22 protein-coding genes are annotated in these 23305 nt (G+C 71.6%); 10 read left to right on the top strand and 12 right to left on the bottom strand.

Translation table 11 applies throughout. The annotated features are described in order from the left end of the window. Window positions 1-4: 4 nt before the first annotated feature. Window positions 5-787 carry a type IV pili methyl-accepting chemotaxis transducer N-terminal domain-containing protein gene (locus AC1D29_RS12355; protein WP_477897654.1) on the bottom strand — a complete coding sequence of 261 codons (783 nt, stop codon included), beginning with the start codon at window positions 785-787 and terminating at the stop codon, window positions 5-7. Then, window positions 787-3249, bottom strand: coding sequence for a nitrite reductase large subunit NirB (nirB, locus tag AC1D29_RS12350; protein ID WP_477897652.1), 2463 nt, complete (start codon window positions 3247-3249; stop codon window positions 787-789). Before nirB ends, AC1D29_RS12355 begins: the two co-directional genes overlap by 1 nt. Window positions 3250-3565: 316 nt before the next feature. Between nirB and AC1D29_RS12345 the strand changes: the two genes are divergently transcribed. Continuing rightward, window positions 3566-5326, top strand: a complete 1761-nt coding sequence (locus AC1D29_RS12345) for a protein kinase domain-containing protein (RefSeq protein ID WP_477897650.1) — start codon at window positions 3566-3568, stop codon at window positions 5324-5326. 1 nt (window position 5327) lies between these two features. On the opposite strand, the gene AC1D29_RS12340 is transcribed toward AC1D29_RS12345, so the two are convergent. The 3 genes from AC1D29_RS12340 to AC1D29_RS12330 form a co-directional block, all read right to left on the bottom strand. Then, window positions 5328-5792 carry a hypothetical protein gene (locus tag AC1D29_RS12340; protein WP_477897648.1) on the bottom strand — a complete coding sequence of 155 codons (465 nt, stop codon included), beginning with the start codon at window positions 5790-5792 and terminating at the stop codon, window positions 5328-5330. A 65-nt stretch (window positions 5793-5857) separates the two neighbouring features. After that, window positions 5858-6325 (bottom strand): hypothetical protein, encoded by a 468-nt coding sequence (locus tag AC1D29_RS12335; RefSeq protein WP_477897646.1) that lies wholly within the window; start codon window positions 6323-6325, stop codon window positions 5858-5860. Between the two features lie 61 nt (window positions 6326-6386). Then, a complete protein-coding gene (locus AC1D29_RS12330; protein ID WP_477898300.1) occupies window positions 6387-7646 on the bottom strand; it encodes an MFS transporter in 1260 nt (419 codons plus the stop codon). Between the two features lie 199 nt (window positions 7647-7845). Here AC1D29_RS12330 and AC1D29_RS12325 point away from each other — a divergent pair, with 199 nt between their 5' ends. The 4 genes from AC1D29_RS12325 (at window position 7846) to AC1D29_RS12310 (ending at window position 11933) form a co-directional block, all read left to right on the top strand. After that, window positions 7846-9093, top strand: coding sequence for an ANTAR domain-containing response regulator (locus tag AC1D29_RS12325; protein ID WP_477897644.1), 1248 nt, complete (start codon window positions 7846-7848; stop codon window positions 9091-9093). Between the two features lie 85 nt (window positions 9094-9178). Then, entirely contained in the window at window positions 9179-10093 is a 915-nt protein-coding gene (locus tag AC1D29_RS12320; protein WP_477897642.1) for a dioxygenase family protein, read from the top strand. Further along, a complete protein-coding gene (locus tag AC1D29_RS12315) occupies window positions 10090-10803 on the top strand; it encodes a response regulator (RefSeq protein ID WP_477897640.1) in 714 nt (237 codons plus the stop codon). The genes AC1D29_RS12320 and AC1D29_RS12315 overlap by 4 nt, the downstream gene beginning before the upstream one ends. Continuing rightward, entirely contained in the window at window positions 10797-11933 is a 1137-nt protein-coding gene (locus AC1D29_RS12310; RefSeq protein ID WP_477897638.1) for an ATP-binding protein, read from the top strand. Before AC1D29_RS12315 ends, AC1D29_RS12310 begins: the two co-directional genes overlap by 7 nt. Here the strand turns inward: AC1D29_RS12310 and AC1D29_RS12305 are convergent. Beyond that, a complete protein-coding gene (locus tag AC1D29_RS12305) occupies window positions 11930-12829 on the bottom strand; it encodes an AraC family transcriptional regulator (RefSeq protein ID WP_477897635.1) in 900 nt (299 codons plus the stop codon). The two genes, AC1D29_RS12310 and AC1D29_RS12305, sit on opposite strands and share 4 nt — an antisense overlap. 96 nt (window positions 12830-12925) lie before the next feature. On the opposite strand from AC1D29_RS12305, the gene AC1D29_RS12300 reads away from it, so the two are divergent. Continuing rightward, window positions 12926-13666, top strand: a complete 741-nt coding sequence (locus AC1D29_RS12300; protein ID WP_477897633.1) for an SDR family oxidoreductase — start codon at window positions 12926-12928, stop codon at window positions 13664-13666. A gap of 10 nt (window positions 13667-13676) precedes the next feature. Here the strand turns inward: AC1D29_RS12300 and AC1D29_RS12295 are convergent, their stop codons facing one another. The 3 genes from AC1D29_RS12295 to AC1D29_RS12285 are packed head-to-tail and all read right to left on the bottom strand — an operon-like array spanning window position 13677 to window position 16644. After that, a complete protein-coding gene (locus AC1D29_RS12295; protein ID WP_477897631.1) occupies window positions 13677-14357 on the bottom strand; it encodes a GNAT family N-acetyltransferase in 681 nt (226 codons plus the stop codon). Window positions 14358-14365: 8 nt separating this feature from the next. After that, window positions 14366-16150, bottom strand: a complete 1785-nt coding sequence (locus tag AC1D29_RS12290) for a DUF885 domain-containing protein (protein WP_477897629.1) — start codon at window positions 16148-16150, stop codon at window positions 14366-14368. Next, on the bottom strand, window positions 16147-16644 hold the full coding sequence (locus AC1D29_RS12285) for a cupin domain-containing protein (protein ID WP_477897628.1): 498 nt from the start codon (window positions 16642-16644) through the stop codon (window positions 16147-16149). The genes AC1D29_RS12290 and AC1D29_RS12285 overlap by 4 nt, the downstream gene beginning before the upstream one ends. A gap of 75 nt (window positions 16645-16719) precedes the next feature. Here AC1D29_RS12285 and pdxR point away from each other — a divergent pair, with 75 nt between their 5' ends. Together pdxR and AC1D29_RS12275 are read left to right on the top strand one after the other, a co-directional pair. Then, window positions 16720-18168: a MocR-like pyridoxine biosynthesis transcription factor PdxR gene (pdxR, locus tag AC1D29_RS12280; RefSeq protein ID WP_477897626.1), complete on the top strand. Its 1449-nt coding sequence runs from the start codon at window positions 16720-16722 to the stop codon at window positions 18166-18168. Window positions 18169-18240: 72 nt separating this feature from the next. Then, the gene (locus AC1D29_RS12275) at window positions 18241-19041 is read left to right on the top strand and encodes a hypothetical protein (protein WP_477897624.1); all 801 of its coding nucleotides are present in this window, start codon (window positions 18241-18243) and stop codon (window positions 19039-19041) included. On the opposite strand, the gene AC1D29_RS12270 is transcribed toward AC1D29_RS12275, so the two are convergent. After that, complete coding sequence (locus AC1D29_RS12270; protein ID WP_477897622.1) at window positions 19029-19928, bottom strand: LysR substrate-binding domain-containing protein; 900 nt, start codon at window positions 19926-19928, stop codon at window positions 19029-19031. The genes AC1D29_RS12275 and AC1D29_RS12270 overlap by 13 nt on opposite strands. Before the next feature lie 132 nt (window positions 19929-20060). On the opposite strand from AC1D29_RS12270, the gene AC1D29_RS12265 reads away from it, so the two are divergent. Then, window positions 20061-20459 carry a RidA family protein gene (locus AC1D29_RS12265; RefSeq protein WP_477897620.1) on the top strand — a complete coding sequence of 133 codons (399 nt, stop codon included), beginning with the start codon at window positions 20061-20063 and terminating at the stop codon, window positions 20457-20459. After that, window positions 20456-21553 carry an oxidoreductase gene (locus tag AC1D29_RS12260; protein ID WP_477897618.1) on the top strand — a complete coding sequence of 366 codons (1098 nt, stop codon included), beginning with the start codon at window positions 20456-20458 and terminating at the stop codon, window positions 21551-21553. The genes AC1D29_RS12265 and AC1D29_RS12260 overlap by 4 nt, the downstream gene beginning before the upstream one ends. A gap of 36 nt (window positions 21554-21589) precedes the next feature. Here AC1D29_RS12260 and AC1D29_RS12255 read toward each other — a convergent pair whose 3' ends face one another. Further along, window positions 21590-22393, bottom strand: a complete 804-nt coding sequence (locus AC1D29_RS12255; RefSeq protein ID WP_477897616.1) for an ABC transporter ATP-binding protein — start codon at window positions 22391-22393, stop codon at window positions 21590-21592. 3 nt (window positions 22394-22396) lie between these two features. Beyond that, a complete protein-coding gene (ntrB, locus tag AC1D29_RS12250) occupies window positions 22397-23302 on the bottom strand; it encodes a nitrate ABC transporter permease (protein WP_477897614.1) in 906 nt (301 codons plus the stop codon). Window positions 23303-23305: the final 3 nt, after the last annotated feature.

Raw genomic sequence — 23305 nt, 5'->3', positions numbered from 1 at the left:
GTCGTCATCCCAGTTGGCGGGCGAATTGCCCGGTCACGGTTTCCATCACGGCGAGCAGGTTCTCGCTCGCCACGAACACGTCGCTGGCCGCCTTGGAGCCCTGGCTCTCGCCGGCCAGCGCCGCTTGCAGGAAGACCCATTGGCTCTGCGCCAGGGCCAGGTTGTCGCGTATGGCCGGCGTCACTTCGGGGGCCGAGCCCAGCACGCGCAAGGCGGTCTCGAACTCGCCGCGGGCCTTGACCGTTTCCTTGGCGACCAGGTCGGGCCGCGCGCCCTGCTGGCCGGCCATGAAGAACAAGGCCAGGCGCTGCGACAGCATGCGCTGGCGGCCCGACATGTTGACGAGCATGGCCGTCGCCGCGGCAGAGCGCTGCTGCAGCTGGCTGGTCGCGACATGGGCCAGGCTGAGCATCTCGCCCGAGGCCTGCAGCAACTCGTCGACGCGCTCGCGGCTGGGCGTGCTCTGCAGCAGCGCGCGATAGTCGCCGAAGCGATGCTGCATGGCCTTGTAGCTGCCGGCGATCTCGGGCGTCGGCGCAAAGGCCAGCAGCTCGCCGAGCTGGCGCTCGAAGCGGACCTCGCTGGCCTGCAGCACGGTGCGTGCGCGGTCGGCCAGCTCGGGGCGCAGCTGGCCCAGCCAGGCCTTGCCCATGCGCTGGCTCAGCATGCGCTGGGCGCCGGCCATGTTGATGGCGTCGCCCAGCTGGCTGATGCGGCCGCCCTGGGCCAGGGCGGGCAGGCTGGCGACGGTGACGCCGGCGATGACGAAGCTGCGACGGTTCAGCATCAGGCGCCGACCTTCTCGAACTGGCGCAGGTCGACATGGGCCTTGTCGAAGTCGAACCAGGGGTCGGGCTCGCCGTCCAGGCTGAACTGCAACTGTGCCCACAACGCGCGGCGGTTGTCGGCGTCGTCGAGGATCTTCTTCTTGACGTGGTCCAGGCCGACGCGGGCGACGTAGTGCACCGTGCGCTCCAGGTACCAGCCCTCCAGGCGGTACAGCTGCAGGAAGGCGCCGCTGTACTCCAGCACTTCTTCCGGCGTCTTCAGCTTGCAGAAGAACTCGGCCACCTCGGTCTTGATGCCGCCGTTGCCGGCGACGTAGATCTCCCAGCCCGAGTCGACACCGATGACGCCCACGTCCTTGATGCCGGCCTCCGCGCAATTGCGCGGGCAGCCCGACACGGCGATCTTGACCTTGTGCGGCGCGTACATGCGCCACAACGCGCGCTCCAGGTCCTTGCCCATCTGCGTGCTGTCCTGCGTGCCGAAGCGGCACCACTCGCTGCCCACGCAGGTCTTCACCGTGCGCAGCGCCTTGGCATAGGCATGGCCCGACGGCATGCCGATGTCCTTCCAGACGTTGACCAGGTCTTCCTTCTTCACGCCCAGCAGGTCGATGCGCTGGCCGCCGGTGACCTTGACGGTGGGGATCTGGTACTTGTCCACCGCGTCGGCGATGCGGCGCAGTTCCGAGCTGGTCGTCTCGCCGCCCCACATGCGCGGGATGACCGAGTAGCGACCGTCCTTCTGGATGTTCGCGTGCGAGCGCTCGTTGATGAAGCGGCTCTGCGGGTCGTCGATGGCCTCCTTGGGCCAGGTCGAGATCAGGTAGTAGTTGATGGCCGGACGGCAGGTGGCGCAGCCGTTGGGTGTCTTCCACTCCAGGGAGCGGAACACATCGGCCGACGTCAGCAGATGGCCGGCCTTGATCGCGTCGCGCGCGTCCTGGTGGCTGGCATCGGTGCAGCCGCAGATGGCCTTCTTCTTCGGCGTGGCCGAGTAGTCGCCGCCGGCCGTGAACATGATGAGCTGCTCGACCAGGCCCGTGCAGCTGCCGCAGCTGGCGCTCGCCTTGGTGTGCTTGCGCACCTCGTCCAGCGTGAACAGGCCCTTGTCGCGGATGGCCTTGCAGATGCTGCCCTTGCTCACGCCGTTGCAGCCGCAGACCTCGTCGCTGTCGGCCATGGACGCCGCGCGGCTGACGCCCTGGTGGCCCACGTCGCCGATGTTGGCCCCCGCCTCGCCGAACATCAGCTTGTCGCGGATGTCGGCGATCTTGCGGCCCTCGCGCAGCAGTTTGAAGTACCAGCCGCCGTCCACCGTGTCGCCGTACAGGCAGGCGCCGACGAGCTGGTCGTCCTGGATGACCAGCTTCTTGTAGACGCCGGCGAAGGGGTCGCTCATGACGATCTCCTCCGTGCCCGCGCCGCCGGTGAAGTTGCCGGCGCTGAACAGGTCGATGCCCGTCACCTTGAGCTTGGTGCTGACCGATGAGCCGAGATACCGGCCGATGCCGAACTGGGCTAGGTGCGTCGCGCAGACCTTGCCCTGCTCGAACAGCGGCGCCACCAGGCCGTAGGCGATGCCGCGGTGCGCGGCGCATTCGCCGACCGAATAGACACGCGGGTCGGTGACGGTCTGCATGGTGTCGGTGACGACGATGCCGCGGGCGCAATGCAGGCCGGCGGCTTCGGCCAGCGCCGTATTCGGGCGGATGCCGGCGGCCATGACGACCAGGTCGGCCGGCACCTCGATGACCTTGCCGTCGCTGCCCTTGAGCCTGACGGCGCGCACGCGGCCCGTGTCGCCGGCCAGCAGCTCCTGCGTCTGCGCACCCAGCATGAAGTTGAGGCCGCGGTCGACCAGCGACTTGCGCAGCAGGTCGCCGGCCACCGTGTCGAGCTGGCGCTCCATCAGCGTGTCGACCAGGTGCACCACCGTCACCTGCATGCCGCGCAGCATCAGCCCGTTGGCGGCCTCCAGCCCCAGCAGACCGCCGCCGATGACGACGGCGTGCTTGTACTTGGTGGCCGCGTCGATCATCGCGTTGGTGTCGGCGATGTCGCGGTAGGCGATGACGCCGTCCAGGTCCTTGCCCGGCACCGGCAGGATGAAGGGCATCGAGCCGGTGGCGATCAGCAGGCGGTCGTACTCGGCGGAGATCTCACCGCCTTGGCCGTCGGCGGCGACGACGCGGCGGCGCACGCGGTCGATCTGCGTGACGGCCTTGCCCAGGTGCAGCGTGATGCCGTTCTCCTCGTACCAGGAGAGCGGGTTCAGGATGATCTCGTCGATCGTCTGCTCGCCGGCCAGCACGGGCGACAGCAGGATGCGGTTGTAGTTGGGGTGCGGCTCGGCGCCGAAGACGGTGATGTCGTAGAGGTCCGGCGCGATCTTGATCAGCTCCTCCAGCGTGCGCACACCGGCCATGCCGTTGCCCACCATCACGAGCTTCATCTTCTTCATGCCGTACTCCAAGAGGCCTGGTCTACCAATTGCTTTGCAAGCGATGTGCCAGCGATGAAGCTGGCCTCCAGCTCGGCCGCAGCGTGAAAAACGACTGGCGGCGCCCCACGCCGAAGCGCTTGCTATCCCGGTGCGGGTGCACTCATCCCCAAATTGCACCAGGAGCGTGCCCCTCGTCCAAGGCGTACCTTGGCCGGTCCCCCGTGGGGACGGCGATGCTTGCGGCATCGAGCCGCAAGCACATCGCCAGGCTGGGCCGGCTTGGGAGCGGCCCGGCGCTCGGCCCACAATCAATAACTGACAAAGCCCAACGCGCATGCGCTTCGAACTCGACACCGGCCTGTCCAGCCAGCAGGGCAAGCGCCCTCGCAACGAGGACTTCGCCGGCGTGCAGGCGCCGGCCGCGCACGAAGCCGAGCGCGGCTGGGTGGCGGCGCTGGCCGATGGCGTCAGCGGCGGCGAGGGCGTGGGCAGCGAGGGCCTGATGGCCGCGCAGACCTCGGTGATGAGCCTGCTGCGCGACTTCCACGCCGTGCCCGCGGCCTGGGACACCAGCGTCGCGCTGGACCGGCTGCTGGGCCACCAGAACGCCTGGCTGGCCGCCCACAACCGCCGCCCCGGCGCCGACGGTCAGCCGCGCGAGGCCTTGACCACGCTGACCGCGCTGGCGCTGCGCGGCCGCCGCTATGCGCTGGCCCATGTCGGCGACAGCCGCGCCTGGCTGCTGCGCGACGGCCAATGCCTGCTGCTGACGCAGGACCACCGCATGGAGCGCCGCGACTTCGCTGGCCTGACGCGCGCGCTGGGCCTGGACGACGCGCTGCGCCTGGATCACAGCGAAGGCGAGCTCAAGGTGGGCGACCGCCTGCTGCTGACCAGCGACGGCGTGCACGGCGCCCTGCGCAGCCGGCAGATCGCCGACCTGCTGCGCACCACGCCCGGCGCCCAGGCCGCGGCCGATGCGCTGACCGCCGCGGCGCTGGCCGCCGGCAGCCATGACAACGCCACCGCGCTGGTGCTGGACGTGAAGGACCTGGCCGACCCGGGCCTGAACGACCTGGCGGCGCTGGGCCGCACGCTGCCCAGCCCGGGGCCGCTGGGCGTCGGTGCGGTGCTCGACGGCTACCAGGTCACGGCGCTGGTGGCCGACAACGGCGTGCACCGCCTGCTGCAGGCGCGCGAGCAGGCCACGGGGCGGCTCGTCGCGCTGAAGATGCTGCGCCCGGGCCGGGCCGACGATCCCGAGGAGCGCGCCATGCTGGCGCACGAGATCTGGCTGGGCCTGCGCCTGGCCGAGGCGCCGCGCAGCCGCCGCGGCGGTGCGGCGACGGGCAGCGGCTTCGTGCGCGTGCATGCGCCGGCCGACGGCGCCACGCATTTCTATGCCGTGTTCGACTGGCATGGCGGCCACACGCTGGAGCAGCTGCTGGCCAAGGGCCCGCTGGACGCCGGGCAGGCGCTGGCGCTGGGCACGGCGGTGGCGCGATCTTTGAGCCTGCTGCATGCGGCCGGCGTGGTGCACCGGGACCTGAAGCCGGGCAACCTGCACCTTGGTGATGACGGTCATTGGCGCGTGCTGGACCTGGGCGTGGCGCTGAGCCGCCGGTCCTCGCCGGCCGCGCGCGAGCTGCATGCCGGCACGCCCAGCTACATCAACCCCGAGCAGTGGCAAGACCCACCGACCCCGCCCGATGCCGGCTCGGACCTGTTCGCGCTGGGTGTCACGCTCTACCAGTCACTGACCGGCCGCCTGCCCTACGGCGAGATCGAGCCCTACCAGCTGGCCCGCTACCGCCGCGAGGCGCCCAGCGTCAGCCGGCTGCAGCCCAGCGTGCCCATGCCGCTGGACCGGGTCGTCATGCGCGCCGTGGCGCGCGAGGCCAAGGCCCGCTTCGAGACGGCCGACGAGTTGCTGCTGGCGCTGGACCGCTGCGCGGCGCGTGACCAGGCCGCGGCGGTGCGGCCCGCGCGCAACGGCAGCGGCAGCCATCCCGCGCTGACCTGGCAGATCGCGCTGGGCCTGTCGCTGCTGCTGAACCTGCTGCTGGTGGCCTGGCTGCTGTTCCTGCCGAAGTGAGTCAGAGGCCGAGGCGGTCGCGGTTGATGCCCTTGACCTCGACGTCGAAGCTGCAACTGCCGCTGGTCTGGTCGGTCGTGAACTCGACCGTGCCCGCCGCGCGGCCCACCGCGTCGTGCATCTCGAAGCGCGTGAAGTGGAACTTGCCGCCGGTCACCCGCTGCTGCTTGCCCTGCACGCGGATGACCGAGCGCCACAGCGACTCCATCGCCAGCGTGTAGTCGCCCGGCGCCGTGATGTCCACGGCCTTCAGCTCGATGCTGCTGGTCGGCGCTTCGCCGCCGTCCAGCGTCATCAGCCGAAAGCGCGACAGCTTGCCGGTGTTGCCGGGCTTGCCGCTGGGCGAGTAGTTGAAGTCGGCCAGGCTGTCGGACACGCGGATGTCGGCGCCGCCGATCTTGCAGCTGACGCCGGCCTGCGCACTGGCGGCCAGGCCGAGGAGGATGAGGGCGAGGAGGGTCTTCATGCCCGCAGTGTGCCGAGCATCGCGTGCGGTCCCTATCCCTTGCAGTTGGGGCGTGAGCGCCTAGCTCAGAACCCCAGCCGGTCGCGGTTGATGGCTTGCACCTGCACGTCGAAGCTGCAGCTGCCGCGCGTCGTCTCGCTGGTGAACTCCACCGTGCCGGCTGCATGGGCGACCATGTCGCGCACCTCGAACGTCGTGATGTGGAACTTGCCGCCGCTGACCTTCTCGCGCTTGCCGCGCACGTTCACCAGCGAGCGCCAGCCCGGTTCCAGCGACAGCGGGTAGTCGCCGGGCTTGGTCACGTCGGCGGTCTTCAGCTCGATGCTGTTGGTGTCGCCCTCGCTCTCGTCCAGCGTCAGCAGCCGAAACAGCGACAGCTTGCCGTTGGCGTCGCGCTTGCCGGCCGGCGAGTGGCTCAGGTCGGCCAGGCTGTCGGAGACGTTGATGGCGGCGCCGCCGAACTTGCAGGCGACGCCGGCCTGGGCGCCCGCCGCGACGGCGAGCAGGGTGAGGGCAACAACAAAGGTTTTCATGCGCCGCAGTGTGCCCAGCGATCAACGCACTGCTGTCCCCCGCGCGAGGGGCAGGCGGGGGTCAGACGCGCTGGTAGTGCACCGGCTCCGCGTCCTTGGCGCCGGCGGCGGCGCGGCGGGCGCGGCCGCCCTTTTCGGCCCAGGTGCGTGTCCAGCGGATCTGCATGACGCGCATGACGCCCAGCATCAGCACGGCCAGCACGGCGAAGATGACGAAGCCCCACAGGTAGGTGCCGGCATGCTGCTTGGACAGGCCCATCAGGTTGGGCACCAGGCCGCCGCCCAGGGCGCCGACCTCGCCGATCATCGAGCCCGCCACGGCGGTGGCCGCGGGCCAGCGCAGCGGCACCAGCTGGAACAGCGCACCGTTGCCGGCGCCCAAAGCGCCGAAGCAGACGATCAGCAGCAGCGTCGTCAGCACCAGCGAGCCGCTGGCCAGCCCCACGCCGGCCAGGCTGATGGCGACGATCACCAGCACGCCCGTCAGCACGTTGACGCCGCCCAGGCGGTCCGACAGCCCGCCGCCGACGACGCGCACCGCCGCGCCCATGAAGGCCGCCAGCATCGTCAACTGGCCGGCCTGCACCTTGGAGACGCCGAACTGGTCGTAGTAGTAGGTGGGCAGGAAGGTCGTCAGGCCGATGAAGCCGCCGAAGGTCACGCCGTAGATCAGGCTGAAGGCCCAGCCGTCCTTCTCGAACAGGCAGGCCGCATGCTCGCGCAGCGTGGCATGCGCATCGACGTCGGGCGGCTCCTTGGCGAAGACGACCATGACCACCATCGGGATCAGGATGGCACCGGCCGCGAAGGCGTAGACCGTCTGCCAGCCGAAGGCCTGGGCCAGCGGCGGCGCCACCAGCACCGACACGGCCGTGCCCACGTTGCCCGCGCCCACCAGGCCCATGGCCAGGCCCTTGTACTGCGGCGGGAACCAGCCCGAACCCAGGCTCAGCGCGACACCGAAACTCGCGCCGGCGATGCCCAGCAGCACGCCCATGGCCAGCAGGTCGTCGTAGCTCTTCACCATGAAGAAGCCGTACAACATGGCCACGGCGATCAGGCCCATCTCCACCAGCGTCGCGTTCTTGCGGCCGATGTATTGCGACAGGATGCCCAGCGGGAAGCGCATCAGCGCGCCGGCCATGATGGGAATGGACAGCATCAGCCCCTTCTGGGCCGGCGTCAGGTTGAAGGCCTCGCTGATGAAGGGCGCCAGCGCGCCGTTCAACACCCAGATGCAGCAGGAGAACGCGAAATACAGGAAGGCAGCGAACAGCGTGGGGCTGTGGCCGGCGCGTTTGAAGTTCTGGAAGGCGGACATCTTGGGCTCGATCTTGCTGGCCGCACCCGCCCACGCCCACCCACCGGTCGCGTGCCAGGGCGGCGCGGACATCGCGGCAGGGAAGGCAGCCCGCACCATTGCGAGCACCACGCGCCGATACTTGCAAACCCCATGCCCACCCACCTTTCGCTCAGCTGGCCTGCTTCTTGCGCCGTTTTGGGGCGTGATGACTGACGCCATGCCCGACACCGCTCCCGCCACTCTGTTGCCGACGCTGCTTTGCGCCGCTGAACAGCCGCCGCAGGCCGCCACCTTGCAGGCCCTGGGCTGGCCGCTGCGCACCGTTTCGGAGCTCGCGCCGCCGGCCGACGGGCCGGCCGTGGGGCTGCTGTGGTGCCCGGACTGCACCGCCTTGGCGCAGCAGCTGCACTCCGAGCGGGCCTTCGGCCTGCCCGTGGTGCTGCTGGCGCCGCCGCCGACGCCCGAGCAGCGCCGCGCCGTGCTGGCCCGCGGCGCGCTGCTGTGGCTGCCGACCGATGTCGACGCCGCCGTGTTGGGCGAGGCCTTGCTGTGGGCGCGCGACCTCAGCGAACAGCTGCAGGCCCGCGACAGCGCCGTGCAGGCCAAGCTGGACGAACGCAAGTGGACCGAACGCGCCAAGGGCTTGCTGATGCAGGCCCGCGGCATCGACGAGGCGGCCGCATTCGCGCTGCTGCGCAACACGGCCATGCAGACGCAGTCCAAGCTGCCCGAGGTGGCGCGCGGCGTCGTGCACACCAGCGAGCTGGCCGAGGCGCTGGAGCGCGCCGGTGCGCAGCGCATGCTGAGCCAGCGCCTCGTCAAGCTGCAGGCGCTGCGCCAGTGGCCGCGGCTGGCGCCGCCCGAGCGCCGCGAGGCGCAGGCGCTGCTGGATGCCTCCGCCGAACGGGTGGCCGCCAACCTGGCGCGGCTGGCCGAGTTGCTGCGCGCCGACCTCGCCGACGAGCTGGCCGCCGTGTCCGCCGCCTGGGCGCAGCTCGACGCGGCGCTGGGCAGCCGTCAGCCCGACCTCGCTCGCAGCGACCGCGCCGCCCAGCGCCTGCTGGACAGCAGCGAGACGCTGGTGACCCGCCTGTCCGAGCGCGCCGGCCAGCGCCCGGTGGGCCTGCTGGCCCAGGTCACCCGGCTGCGCCTGCTGAGCCAGCGCCTGGCCAAGGAGGGCCTGCTCAGCCAGCTGCTGCCCGGTCACGACGCCAGCGGCCTGGCGGCGGGCCTGGACGAGTTCGTCAAGGCCTACGAACAGGTGCGCACCGCGCCGCTGGCCGGCCCGGCGCTGCAGCCGGCCTTCGCAGCCGTGGACGAGGCCTGGTTGCTGCTGCTGCGCGGCCTGCGTGTGGAGCAGGGCGACGCCGTGCAGCGCATGCACCAGGGCAGCGAGCGGCTGCTGCAGGCGCTGGAGGTGCTGATCCAGGCGCTGCAGGGGTCGCTGCAGCTGATCCTGGGGTGATCTTGTCGGCCTGGACACAATCTGCCGATCCGCCCGATACATCGCGGCGCTGCAATGCCTCCATCCGAACGGCGAAGGAGATGCAATGCGCCCCGATCACGACCTTAAGCAGAACCACGACCACGACCTGGGCCTGGCCCACGACCTGAGCCGCCTGCACCAGCAGGCGTTCGAGCGCCGCGTCGCGCTGCGCTGGCTGCTGGGCGCGGGCGCCGTGTCGCTGACCGGCGCCGGCGCGCTGGCGCTGGCCGGCTGCGGCGGGGGTGGCAGGAGTGCGAGCACGACCACCAGCGATTCGACCTCCGGCTCGGGCTCGTCCGGTTCCACCGGCAGCACGGGGTCCACGAGCAGCAGCTGCGCCGTCATCCCGTCGGAGACCGAAGGCCCCTACCCGGGTGACGGCTCCAACACCGCCAATGGCAGCGTGGCCAACGTGCTGGCGCTGTCCGGCGTCGTGCGCAGCGACATCCGCGCCAGCATCGCCGGCGCCAGCGGCGTGGCCACGGGCGTGCCGCTTCAGGTCATCATCGAGCTTGTGAACACGAATGCGTCCTGCGCCGACCTGTCCGGCTATGCCGTCTACCTGTGGCATTGCGACGCGCTGGGCCGCTATTCCATGTACTCCAGCGGCGTGACCGGCGAGAACTACCTGCGCGGCGTGCAAGCCACCGGCAGTGACGGCACGGCGGTGTTCGAGACCATCTATCCCGGCTGCTATGCGGGCCGCGTGCCGCACATCCACTTCGAGGTCTACCGCAGCACGACGACGGCGACCAACTGGAACAACAAGCTGCGCACCTCGCAGCTGTGCTTCCCCGCCGATTCGAACAGCGCCGTCTACGCGACCAGCGGCTACGGCAACAGCGCCACCAACAACGCGTCCATCAGCCTGTCCAGCGACGGCATCTTCAGTGACGGCTATTCGACGCAGCTCGCCACCATGACGGGCTCGGTCAGCGCCGGCTACGTGGCCCGCTTGAAAGTGGGTATCGCTGCATGATGCATTGCCTGGTCGTCGACGACGACGCCGAGATCCGCGCCAGCCTGACGGCCTATCTGCAGGGCTTCGGCTGGCAGGTCGGCGCCGCGGCGGACGGCCAGGCGATGCGCCAACACCTGGCGGCGGCCAGGCCTGATGTCATCGTGCTGGACCTGATGCTGCCCGGCGAGGACGGCCTGGCGCTGCTGCGCTGGCTGAGCACCCAGCCCGACGCGCCGCCCGTGCTGATGCTGACCGCGCGCGGCGACACCATGAGCCGCGTCGTGGGCCTGGAGCTGGGCGCCGACGACTACCTGGCCAAGCCCTTCGAGCCGCGTGAACTGGTCGCGCGGCTGCAGGCGCTGGTGCGGCGCGCGAACAAGGGCCAGGCCACGGGCGTGGACGACGACACGCGCACGCTGCGCTTCGGCCGCTGGCGCTTCGACCGGCTGGCGCGCCAGCTCATCAGCGCGGAGGACGTCAGCATCGCGCTGTCCGCCGCCGAGTTCCGGCTGCTGGCCGCCTTCGTACAGCGCCCGGGCCGCGTGCTCAGCCGTGACCAGTTGATCGAGCTGACCCGCGCGCCGGGTGTGGACGTCAACGACCGCAGCATCGACCTCGCCGTGTCGCGGCTGCGCGCCAAGTTGGGCGACACCGCGCGCGAGCCGTCCATGATCCGCACCGTGCGCGGCGAGGGCTATCTGTTCGACGCGGAGGTGAGTCCGTGCTGAGCCGCTTGAAGTCCTGGGACAGCCTGGGGCTGCGCCTGTTCCTGCTGATGTGGGCCGCGCTGGCGCTGAGCCACCTGGCCGCGTGGAGCCTGGTGACGCAGACCTTGCCCGGTCCCGCGGACCGGCCCGGCCCGCCGCCGCTGCATGCCGACGGCGCGCGCCCCATGCCGCCGCCCCACGAGGGCTTCGACGACGCCGGCCCGCCGCCACGCCGTGAGCCCAACGCCGGCATGCCCGCCCGCATGCCCACCTTCCCGTCGCTGCCGCCCAACCTGCCGTGGCGCTCCGGCCTCATCGACTACGGCGTGCGCCTGCTGGTCATCGCGCTGGCGGCCTGGTGGGGCTCGCGCTGGCTGGCGCAGCCGGTGCGCCGCCTCGTCAGCGCCGCGCGGCAGCTGACACCGGCCCTGACCCAAGGCCGGCCGGCGCCCACGCTGAGCGAGGACGACGGCACGCGCGAGGTGCGCGACGCGGCGGCCGTGTTCAACCGCATGGCCGCGGAGTTGAGCGGGCAGTTCGAGGAGCGCGGCCTGATGATCGCGGCCATCTCGCACGACCTGCGCACGCCGCTGACGCGCATGCGGCTGCGGCTGGAGACGGGCGAGGTGGAGGCCAAGGTGCGCGAGCGCTGCATCGACGACCTGCGCGAGATGAACCGGCTGGTGGAGAGCGTCATCGACGTGTTCCGGCCCGCCGAGGCCGCGCAGCCGCAGCGCGTGGACCTGTCGGCCCTGGCCCAGTCGGCCGTGGACGACCTTGCCGAGGCCGGGGCCCAGGTCGGCTTCGAAGGGCCGCCCGCCGTCATCACCGCCGACCCGGTGGCGCTGCGTCGCGTGGTCGACAACCTGGTCGGCAATGCGCTGCGCTATGCCGGCAGCGCCGACGTGCGCGTGGAGCTGTCCGCCGGCGTGACTCGCCTGGTCGTCGATGACAACGGTCCCGGCATCCCCGAGGCCGAACTGGCCCTTGTGCGCCAGCCCTTCCGCCGCGTGGAGGGCTCGCGCAACCGCGCGACCGGCGGCACGGGGCTGGGCCTGTACATCGCGCAGCAGCTGGTGCGTCGCCAGGGTGCCGTGCTGGTGCTGAGCAACCGGCCCGAGGGCGGGCTGCGGGCGGAAGTGGTGTTCTAGGCCGCCTGCCGCGCGTAGCGCGCCGGCGGCTGCCCGACATGGCGCGTGAAGGCGACGCTGAAGGTGCTGGCCGAGCTGTAACCCACGCGCTCGGCGACGCCGGCGACGCCCAGGCCTTCGTCGCGCAGCAGCCGCCGCGCCAGCGCCATGCGCCAGGCGAGCAGGTAGCTCATCGGCGCCATGCCCACGGCGCGGCTGAAGCGCTCAAAGAAGGCCGAGCGCGACAAGGCTGCGGCCTGGGCCAGCGACGCCACCGTCCACGCGTGGGCCGGCGCGTCATGCACACAGCGCAGCGCCGCGGCCAGCCGCGCGTCGGCCAGGCCACGCACCAGGCCGGGCGCCGCAGCCGTGCCCTGCGCGGATCGCAGGGCCTCGATGAGCAACACCTCCAGCAGCCGTGACATCACCTCGTCGCGTGCGGGCCGCAGCGCGCGCGTCTCGTCGACGACCAGTTGCACCAGCGCCGTCAGCCGCGGCTCGCCGCGAACGTGCACTAGCTGCGGCAGCAGCGACACCAGCAGCGCCGCGTCGGGCGAGCCGAACGTGCAGTGGCCCACCAGCAGGCGCACGTCGGCCGGGCCGTCCGGATGGCCCACTCGGTAGCTGCCGTCGGCCTGCTGCGCGGGCAGTGTGTCGGGCAGGTCGGGCGGGGGCGGCTCGGCGCTGCTGTTCGTGAAGGGCTGCGCCGCCGGGACGAGGACGAAGTCGCCGGCCTGCAGCGGCAGTGCGGGCTGCCCGTCAACGGTGAGCTGGCAGCCGCCCTCCAGCACGACGGCATAGAAGGGCAGGCCAGCCTCTGCGCGGCGCACCCGCCAGGCGCCCGCGCCGGCGACGACTTTGGAGAAGCGCGCGCCCGGTTGCAGCAGGCCGACGACCTCGGCCAGTGGATCGATCATGACAGGACGATTGCTAATGTTTTGCGGATCTTCAACTGTAGCCAGTCCTGCGGTGCCGCCCTATCGTGGCGGCATACCCCACCCAAGGACTTCGCCATGAAAACCGTTCTGATCACCGGCTGTTCGTCCGGCTTCGGCCTGGAAACTGCCCGCCACTTCTTGGCCCAGGGCTGGCAGGTCATCGCGACGATGCGCACGCCGCGCGAGGATGCGCTGCCGGCCAGCGAGCGCCTGCGCGTGCTGGCACTGGACGTGACCGACGCCGACAGCATCCGCCGCGCGGTCGCCGCGGCCGGCCCCGTCGACGTGCTGGTCAACAACGCCGGCATCGGCCTGCTGGGCGCGCTCGAAGGCATCCCGATGGCGCAGGTGCGCGAGATCTTCGAGGCCAACACCTTCGGCACGATGGCGATGACTCAAGGCCTGCTGCCGCAGTTCCGCGAGCGCCGTGCCGGCGTGGTCATCAACGTGACGTCCAGCGTGACGCTGAAGGCCTTGCCGCTGCTGGCCGTCTACACGGCGAGCAAGGCGGCGGTGAACGCCTTCACCGAAGTGCTGGCGCTGGAGCTGGCGCCGTTCGGCATCCGCGCGCACCTCGTGTTGCCGGGCCGTGCGCCGACCACCCGCTTTGGCGAGAACGCGCGCTCGCGCATGCAGGGCAGCATCCCCGAGGCCTATGCCGAGATGGCCGGGCAGGTGTTTGCCGGCTGGGCGCAGTCGACGGAAGAGGTCACGCGGGCGCGGGACGTGGCCCAGGCGGTCTGGCGTGCGGCGACCGATGCCGACAGCCCGATGCGGCTGGCGGCGGGCGCCGACGCGCTGGCGCTGATGGCCTGAGCGCGGCCGCTCAGCTCGGCTCGGGCACGCAGGCCGCGGCCATCAGCGATTCAAGCCGCCAGCCCTGCGCCGAGTACAGCGCGCGACCGTCCTCCGTCGCGACGAGCAGGCCTTCGCGTGCGCCGGCGGCGCGGGCGGCCTGGGCCAGCAGCGCCATGGCGTGGCGCGCCAGGCCACGGCGGCGATGAGCCTCGTGCGTGACGACCTGGTCGAAAATCGCATGCGGCCCCGCCAGGCCGACGCGGGCGCGTGCGGCCAGCTCGCCGTCGGGCGTCAGCACGCGGCATTCGAGGGCCACGGCCTCGGCTGTGCAGTCGGCGCGATAGCCGGGCGCCAGGGCGGGGGGCGTGGCCTCGTGCAGCGACGCGCTCATCAGGTATTCGGTGGGCTGCAGCACCCAACTCGCTGGCAGGGCCAGCGTCGCCGGGTCGGCCAGGGCCTTGATCCAGGCGCCGGGGGCTGTGATGCCTTCGGCCCAGGCCTGCAGCCGCTGCGAAGGCCAGGCCGGCAGCAGGTCGCGCCGGCGGTGGCCGGGCAGGCCCACGTCGATGCGCCAGGCGCCATCGTCCAGCGGCCGGGGCTGCGGCATGCCACGCGACGCGGCCCAGCCGCGTCCCCAGGCGACGAGCGCATCGGCCATCGAGCGCCCTGCTGCGGCCCGCGGCCGCGTGTCGTCGAGAGGTGTCGTCATCGTCGGCATTATTGGCCGCCCTGCGTTGCGGCCACCGACGCGCCGGCTGGGGCACCCTGACGCAGCCAGCCGTCGATGCGCTGCTCCAGCAGGCTCAGCGGCAGCGCGCCGGCGCCCAGCACCTGGGCGTGGAAGTCGCGCACGTCGAAGCGCGGGCCCAGCGCCGCCCGGGCGCGCTCGCGCAGCGCCAGGATGCGCAGCTCGCCGACCTTGTAGGCCAGCGCCTGGGCCGGCCAGGCCATGTAGCGTTCCACGTAGCGCCGCGCCTCGGCCTCGTCGTAGCCCTCGACGTCGCGCTCGTAGCGCAAGGCCTGCTCGCGCGTCCAGCCCAGCGCATGCAGGCCGGTGTCCAGCACCAGGCGCACGGCGCGGTGCAGCTCGTTGGTCAGGCGGCCCAGGCGCGCCGCGCGGTCACCGTAGACGCCCAGTTCGCCGCCCAGGCTCTCGGCGTACAGCGCCCAGCCCTCGCCGAACGCGCTGTACCAGAGGAAGCGCCGGAAGCGCGGCAGCGCCAGCTCCTGCTGCGAGGCCATCTGGTAGTGGTGGCCGGGCTGGCCCTCGTGCAGCAGCAGCGAGGCCATGCCCGGCGTGGGGTAGTCGCGGGCGTTCGCCACGACGACGTTGAAGACGCCGGGCCGCGAGCCGTCCTGGGCCGGCGGCGTGTAGGCGTCGGACGCCGTCGCGACGCGCAGCGGGTCGACGGGGCGCACCTCCAGCCGCGCCCGCGGTGCGCTGCGGAACAGCCGTGGCAGCCTGGCCTCGATGTCGCGGTTCAGCGCGGCATAGCTGGCCAGCACCTCGGCCTCGGTGGTGAACGGCCGCAGCTCGGGCCGCTGGCCGACGTGGGCCAGAAAGTCCGACTGGCTGCCCGCGTCGCCGAACTCGGCCTGCACGGCGCTGATCTCGCGCTGGATGCGCGCGACCTCGCGCAGTCCCAGCGCGTGGATGTCGGCGACGCTCAGGGCGGTCGTCGTGCGGCTTTGCACGAGGGCGCGGTACCAGGCCGCGCCGCCGGGCAGGGCCGACAGGCCGGCCGTGTCGCGGCAGCGCGGCAGATAGGTCTGGGCGATGAAGCGGCTCAGCCGGGTCATTGCCGGGCGGATCTCGTCGTCCACCACGTGCGCATAGCCCGCGCGCAGCCGCTCGGATTCGGCCCCGCCTTGCGGCAGGCGGGCAGCGGCCTGCATGAAGGGGTTGGCCTCGGCCGCGGCCAGCGCGTCGATCTGGGCCAGCACGCGCGCCATGACCGGCCGCGGCTGCGTGATGCCGCGGGCCAGGCCGGTGCGCAGGTTGGCGATGGCCTGGTCCGCCCAGGCCGGCAGCCCCTGCAGCCGCTGCAGGAAATGCTCGTGCTGCTGCAGCGTCTGCAGCGGCTGGGCGGCGTTGCCGCTGGCGTATTCGGCCAGCTGCGAGGGCAGGCCGTCCATCTGCGTCAGCGGCAGCAGGTGGGTGGGGAAGCGCAGCAGCGCGAGCCGGCTGCGTGCCTCGTAGGCCAGCAGCTCGTGCGTGGTGCGCTCCTCGGCGCCGAGCTGGCGGGCGTCGATGCGGGCCAGCTCGCGCAGCGTGGCGGCGTAGAAGGCCTGCTGGCGCTGGCGGTGGGCCGGCGCGATGTCGATGGCCAGCTGGGCCTCGAAGCGCGGGTCGCCGGTGTTCTCGGTGGCCTGCAGCGGGAAGAGCGTGTAGTAGCCGTCGTAGTAGCGCTCGGCCAGGTCGGCCAGGCGCTGGCCGGCGGTCTGCGCGGCCACGGGCCAGGCCAGCGCGAGCAGCAGTGCGGCGATGACACCGCGCCTCATGCGCCCGCCCCGGCCGACTCGGCCAACAGCGGGCGCAGGCAACGGGCGGCGCAGAAGTCCTGGTAGGCGGCGACGAGGTCGGCCGTCGTGATGTGGCGCTGCACGGTGCCGTCGGCGGCCACGTAGTCCACGTCGCCGCGCACGACCACGTGCAGCACCAGCACCTCGTCGCCCACGGCCTCCCAGCTGTCGACGTTGCCGTCGGGCTCGAAGACGTAGTCACCGGTGCCGATGATGCGGCCGTCGTCCAGGCGGCGCAGGCCCTGCAGGTTCAGGCCGTGCACCTCGCCGTGGTGGCGGTGCAGCGTCAGCTTGGTGCCGGGCGTCAGCCGCATCAGCTCGACCCAGCCGCCGTCGGGCAGGAACTGCAGCGGCAGCGACCATTTGCCGGGGCCCTCGGGGATCCAGGCGTCCAGGCCGGCGCGTTGCAGGGCGGCGGCGACGTGGGCGTGGACATGCGGTTGCAGGCCGTCGAAAGGTGTCGTCAAGGTCATGGGGTCTCCTGTGTGCCAGGGCGCTAGAGTGCCGGCTTGCATGGCTCCGCAAAAGAGCCAAGTCAGGAAGAAAACATGGATCCAAGCCTGGAGCTCAACCTGCCACTCGCCGAGCGCGGGTCCCGCCTGGCCAGCCTGCATGCGGCCTTGCGCGAAGCCATCGCCAGCGGCCGCCTCGCGCCGGGCCTGCGCCTGCCGTCCTCGCGCGAGCTGGCGGCGAGCGTGGGCGTGTCGCGCAACACAGCCGTGGCCGCCTACGAGCTGTTGGCGTCCGAGGGTTGGCTGGAGTCGCGCGGCGCGGGCGGCAGCTTCGTCGCGGAGCTGCCGCGGGCGGCGGTGGCCGTGTCGGACCGCGCCAGCGTGGCGCCCTGGGCCGACAGCCGCTGGCTGCGCGGCGAGGGCGGCGGCTGGCCGGCGTTGCTCACCAGTGGGCCGCCACCCGCCTGGCAGTTCAAGACCGGCCTGCCGGACATTGCGAGCTTCCCGTTCGAGGTGCTGCGCCGCCTGCAGACGCGCGCGCTGCAGCACGCTGCGCGGGAGCCGGCACGCTACCCGGAGGCGCAAGGCCTGCGCGCGCTGCGCGAGGCGATCGCGGGCCATGTGTCGTCGTCCCGCGCGGTGGCCTGCACGGCGGATGACGTGGTCATCACGGCCGGCGCACAGCAGGCGTTCGACCTGATCGCGCGCGTGCTGGTCACACCGGGTCGCACGCTGGCCGCCGTCGAGAACCCCGGCTACCCGCCGCTGCGCGCGGCGCTGCTGGGGGCCGGCGCGTCGCTCGCGCCGGTGCCGCTGGATGCCGAGGGGCTGGTCGTCGGCGCCTTGCCACCGGAGGCCCGCATCGTCTGCGTGACGCCGTCGCACCAGTCACCGCTGGGCATGGCGATGTCGCTGGCGCGGCGGCGCGACCTGCTGAACTGGGCCGCTGCGCGCCAGGCCGTCGTCATCGAGGACGACTACGACGGCGAATTCCGTTTCACGTCGCGGCCGCTGGATGCGCTCAAGACGCTGGACCGCGACGGGCGTGTGTTCTATGTCGGCACGCTGTCCAAGAGCATGCTGCCGGCGCTGCGCCTGGGCTATGTCGTCGCACCGGCCTGGGCGCGCGACGCGCTGGTGGCCGCCAAGCATGCGGCGGGCTTCGGCACGCCGGCGCTGACGCAGGCCGCCGTCGCGGACTTCATCGCCGAAGGCCACCTGCTGCGGCATGTGCGCCGCATGCGGGCCGAGTACGGCGAGCGGCGGCGCGTGCTGGAGCAGATGCTCAAGCGCCATCTGGGCGAGCGGGTGGCGATCTACCCCGCCATCGCGGGCCTGCACCTGGCGGTGGCGTTGCCGGCCGGCATGGACGCTGACGAGCTGACGCGCCGGGCCTGGACCGCCGGCGTGGGCGTGGAGCCACTGAGCCGCTACTGGCTGGGCGCAGGCGGCGTGCAGGGGCTGGTGCTGGGCTACGGCAGCATCACGGCGGCGCGCATCCCGGAGGCCGTGCGCCGGCTGGCCAAGGCATTTGGCACCCTGTGAATCGCCGGATTTGGCTCTGTGCCGTGGCGGGCCGTTTGCCTACGCTGGCGGCTTCGCATCACGGAGCCCCCCATGCCCCATTTCATGTGCCGCACCTGCGGCAGCGAGCACGAGGACAGCCCGCAGCCGCCCGCGCTGTGCCCCGTCTGCAACGACGAGCGCCAGTACGTCGGCTGGCAGGGCCAGGCCTGGACCACGCACGAGGAACTGGCCACCACGCACCGCAACCGTCTGGAGATGGACCAGGGGCTGTTCGGCATCGGCATCGCGCCGGGCTTTGCGATCCCGCAGCGGGCGCTGCATCTGCCCGAGGCCGGCGTGTTGTGGGAGAGCACGGCGCTGGTCACGGACGAGGCCGTGGCCGAGCTGAAGCGGCGCGGTGGCGTTGATCGCATCGCCATCTCGCACCCGCATTTCTATTCGGCGATGGTGCGCTGGAGCGAGGCGCTGGGCGGTGTGCCGATCTTCGTGCACGAGAACGACCGGCAATGGGTCAGCCGCGGCTCGCGCTGGGTGGAGTTCTGGCGTGGCGACACGTTGAGCCTGGGGCGTGGCGCGACGCTGCTGCGTTGCCCGGGGCACTTCCCCGGCAGCACGGTGCTGCACTGGCAGGGCCAGGATCGCGCGCTGCTGCTGGCGGGCGATTCGCTGCATGTGACGCAGGACAGGCGCCACGTGAGCTTCATGTACAGCGTGCCCAACCACGTGCCGGCGCGGCCGGCGCTGGTGCGCGAGACGCAGGCGCGGCTGCGTGGCGTCGAGTTCGACGATGTCTACGGCTTCACCTGGGGCCTGAACATCATCGGCCGCGGCCGAGCCGCGGTCGATCAGTCCTTCAAGCGCTACTTCGGCATGATCGGTCAGCCTGCCTGATCTGCCTGACCGGCCTGCTCGCGCAGCCAGGCCAGCGTGGCTTGCGCGCTGGGCGACGGGGTGCGCTCGCGGCTGACGGCGAGGTGGTAGGTGTGGCCTGCAATGGCGGGCCCGAAAGGCTGGGCCAGGTGGCCGGCGGCCAGTTCCTCGGCCACCAGGGGCAGGCTCAAAAGCGCGACGCCGTGGCCGGCCACGGCGGCCTGGATGGCGTGGCCTTCGTCCGAGAAGCGCAGCTGCCCCGCCGACGATGGCGGCGCGATGCCTGCTGCGTCGAACCAGCGCTGCCACGTCGGGTTCTCGGGCCGTCGCCGCTTCCAGTCGAAGCAGATCAGCGGCACGCGCGCGAGGTCGTCCACGCTGCGCACGCCCAGCCGCGGGTTGGCGACCGGGGCGAACTGGTCGGTGAACAGCGGTTCCGCGACAAGGCCGGGGTACGGCCCGCGGCCGTAGCGGATCGCGATGTCCACGGCCGTCGAGCGCAGGTCGGCGAGGTCGTCGGAGGCCTGCAGTCGAAGATCCACGTCCGCGTGCCGGCGTTGGAAGTCGGCCACGCGCGGCAGCAGCCACTTCACGGTGAACGCGTGCGTCGCCGAGATCACGACCTGCGGCCGGCGCCGCGGCTCGGCCAGCCGGTCCAGCGCGGCCTGGAAGCCGTCGAAGCCATCGCGCAACACGGGGTAGAGCTGGCCGCCGGCCGCGGTCAGCACGACGCGCCGCACCTGGCGCTCGAACAGCGCGACGCCCGTGGCGGCCTCGAGCGCCCGGATCTGGTGACTGATGGCCGTCGGCGTGACGGCCAGCTCCTCGGCCGCCGCCTTGAAGCTGGACAGTCGCGCGGCGGCTTCGAAGGCGCGCAGCGCGGACAGCGGCAGGTTGCGGCGGTTCATGATCGGCCACGCTCGATAGATGAAATTGATTCATCTTACGGCTGACAAATCAACCTTTGTCGCGCTCGCTGTCGGTCTCTATCTTTCGTTCACGGCAGCCCTGCCGTACGCATGAATGAAAGGAATGCAACCATGCTGGAACGCGTCATCACCCATCCCGACCCGTACGAGCCTTACCTTCTGTCCCAGGGCATCAAGGCTGGCGGGCTGTTGTTCATTTCCGGCCAGGCCGGGGCCGGTGCCGACGGGCGCATCGTGCCGGGCGGCTTCAAGGCGCAGGGCGAGCAGGCGTTCGCCAACCTGCGCCGCGCGCTGGAGGCCGGCGGCGCCAGCCTGAAGGATGTCGCCAAGGTCACCATCTTCGTGACCGACATGGGCCACTTCGACGACGTGGTCGCGCTGCGGCGCCAGTTCTTCTCGGCGCCTTACCCGGCCGACACCATCGCCGAGATCAAGGCGCTGTACACGCCCGAGGCGATGATCGAGATCGAGGCCATCGCCGTCGTGCCCGGCGATGGTGTGCAGTCGTGAGCGGCCTGTTCTCGCCCCTGGCCCTCGGGCCGCTGCGGCTGGCGAACCGACTGGTCGTCGCGCCGCTGACGCGTGTCAGCGCGACGGCTGGCGGCCATGCGACGCCACGCATGGCCGAGTACTACGCGGAGTTCGCGCAGGGCGGCTTCGGTCTGGTCATCACCGAGGGCATCTACACGGACCGTGCCTACGCGCAGGGTTATCTGTTCCAGCCGGGCCTCGCCGACGACGCGCAGCGCGACGCCTGGCGGCCGGTCGTGGACCGCGTGCACGAGGCGGGCGGGCGCATCGTCGCGCAGTTGATGCACGCGGGCGCGATCTCGCAGGGCAACCCGCATCGCGCCCGGCCCAAGGGGCCGTCGGCCGTGCAGCCGGCAGGCCAGCAGATGGCGGTCTACCGCGGCGAGGGGCCTTACCGCATGCCCGAGGCGATGAGCGGCGACGAGATCGAGCACGCGGTGTCGGGCTTTGCCGCGGCGGCCGCACATGCGCGGGATGCGGGCTTCGACGGCGTCGAGATCCACGGCGCCAACGGCTATCTGCTGGACCAATTCCTGACGGCGCACACCAACCTGCGCGACGACGCCTACGGCGGCACGCTGGCGCGGCGGCTGACGCTGGGCGTGGCGGTGGCGCACGCGGTGCGCGCGGCCGTGGGCCCGAACTTCGTGGTCGGCTACCGCGTGTCGCAGGCCAAGGTCAACGACTACACGCACCGATGGGCCGGTGCGCAGGCGGACGCCGAGCTCGTGTTCCGCACGCTGGCGGCGTCGCCCATCGACTACCTGCACACGACCGAGTTCGAGGCCTGGCAGCCGGCCTTCGGTGACGGCCGTGGCCTGGCGGCGCTGGCGCGGCGGCATGGCGGCAAGCCGGTCATCGCCAACGGCTCGCTGCACGACCCCGCCCGGGCGCGGGCGCTGCTGGCGCGCGGCGAGGCCGACCTCGTCGCGCTGGGGCGCGGCGCCATCGCGAACGCGGACTGGCCGCGGCGCGTTCAGGCCGGTGAGGCGCTCGAACCCTTCGACCCCGCGATCCTGTCGCCGCTGGCCGACCTGGCCAATGCTGACCGCTTGCGCGCGTGCTGCCCCTGACGTCCCGCCGCAAGCCGAGCGCCGAGGGGCTTCACGTCATGCGGCCTTCTCGACGTGCGCATGGCGCGTGTACAGGAAGTCGATGACCTCCTTGCGCGCATGCACGTAGCGCGGGTCTTCGGCCAGCTCGACACGCACGCGCGGGCGCGGGATGTCGACATGCAGGATGTCGCCGATGGTGGCCGCCGGGCCGTTGGTCATCATGACGATGCGGTCGCTCAACAGCACGGCCTCGTCGACGTCGTGCGTCACCATGACGACCGTGCTCTGCGTGCGCGCAACGATCTTCAGCAGCTCGTCCTGCAGCCGCGCGCGGGTCAGCGCGTCCAATGCGCCGAAGGGCTCGTCCATCAGCAGCACCTTGGGTTCCATGGCCAGGGCCCGGGCGATGCCGACGCGCTGCTTCATGCCGCCGGAGATTTCGTGCGGGCGCTTCTGCAGCGCATGGCTCATGCCCACCAGCTCCAGCGCGGCCTTGGCGCGCAGGTGCAGGCGAACGCTGGGCTCCTTGCCGCCGAACACGGACTCGACGGCCAGCAGCACGTTCTCCAGGCAGGTCAGCCAGGGCAGCAGCGAGTGGTTCTGGAACACCACCGCGCGCTCGGGGCCGGGCGCGGCGATCTCGCGGCCGTCGCAGATCAGCGCGCCCTCGGTGGGCCGCAGCAGCCCGGCGATGAGGTTGAGCAGCGTGGACTTGCCGCAGCCCGAGTGGCCGATCAGCGTGACGAACTCGCCGCGCTGCACCTGCAGGTTGACATCCTGCAGCGCGTGAAAGCGCCCCTTGCGGGTGGTGAACGCCATCTCGGCGTGCTGGACTTCGATGAAGGCACGGTCGCTCATGGTTCAGTCCTCAAAGGAGAAGTGCTTGGCAAGGCTCATCAGCGCCCACTCGAGCAGCAGCCCGACGATGCCGATGACGAAGATGGCGATGATGATGTGGGCGACGTTGAGGTTGTTCCACTCGTCCCAAACCCAGAAGCCGATGCCCACGCCGCCGGTCAGCATCTCGGCCGCGACGATGACCAGCCAGGCCGTGCCCACCGACAGGCGCACGCCCGTCAGCACATAGGGCAGCACAGCGGGCAGCAGGATGCGGGTGATGACCTTCCACTCGCTGAGCTTGAGCACGCGTGCGACGTTCAGGTAGTCCTCCGGCACGCGCTGCACACCCACGGCCGTGTTGACCACCATGGGCCAGATCGAGCAGATGAAGATGGTCCAGATCGCGGCCGGGTTGGCGCTCTTGAACACCAGCAGGCCGATGGGCAGCCAAGCCAGCGGTGAGACCGGCTTGAGCAGTGCGATCAGCGGCGAGACCATGCGGCTGGCGAACTCGAAGCGGCCGATGATGAAGCCCAGCGGGATGCCCACCAGCGCCGCGAGACCGAAGCCCATGCCCACGCGCTGCAGCGAGAACAGGATGTTCCAGCCTATGCCCTGGTCGTTGGGGCCCTTGCTGTAGAAGGGATCGGAGAACAGCTTGACGGCGGCATCGAAGGTGGCCGCCGGGGTTGGAAAGCTGCCGCCCTTCATCGTCGCCAGCCCCCAGATGCCGACCAGCAGCGCGAGGCTGAGAAAGGGCGGCAGCACGCGCAGCGCCAGGCCGCGCCAGTCGATGGGGTCGCGCTTGGGGGCGGCCTTGGGTTCGGGCGTCTTGGCGGCGGTGTCGATGGGTGCGGCCGGGCGGCTGACGCTGACCGGCGCGGTGGCGACGCTGTCGCCGGGCGAATGGAAGACGGCGGAGACCATGAT

Source organism: Roseateles sp. P1_C6 (genome assembly GCF_056406315.1).
The sequence above is the reverse complement of the archived record's forward strand: the minus strand, read 5'-3'. Positions and strand labels throughout refer to the sequence as shown.